Annotated in this window: 1 protein-coding gene; it reads left to right on the forward strand. The window is 84.3% G+C overall.

Going from position 1 to position 350, the window contains the following annotated elements:
• Positions 1-212 precede the first annotated feature (212 nt).
• Positions 213-350 (forward strand): DUF3097 family protein (locus PUR61_RS00405; protein WP_443035091.1); only part of this gene is annotated, 138 nt, incomplete at its 3' end.

Below are 350 nucleotides of genomic sequence, written 5' to 3' on the forward strand. Positions count from 1 at the left end.
GGGGGGGGGGGGGGGGGGGGGGGGGGGGGGGGGGGGGGGGGGGGGGGGGGGGGGGGGGGGGGGGGGGGGGGGGGGGGGGGGGGGGGGGGGGGGGGGGGGGGGGGGGGGGGGCGGCGGGCCCGGGGGGGGCGGGGGCGGGCGCGGCCCGCCGCGGGCCGGCCGCCGCGCCCGTGCTCGTGTAGTGAGACGGCGACCACCTAGAACTCCACTGCATGGACCCCTCCTTCCCTGCCATCCGCTCTTCGCAGCTGGTCCCGCGCGGCGAGGAGTGGAAGGAGGGCGTCTGCCGCCGTCTCGGCTGGCCGGTGGACACCCCCGCCGCCTGGAAGCGGATCCTCGCCTCGGTGGAC

It is taken from the genome of Streptomyces sp. BE20 (assembly GCF_036322525.1).
Classification (GTDB): domain Bacteria; phylum Actinomycetota; class Actinomycetes; order Streptomycetales; family Streptomycetaceae; genus Kitasatospora.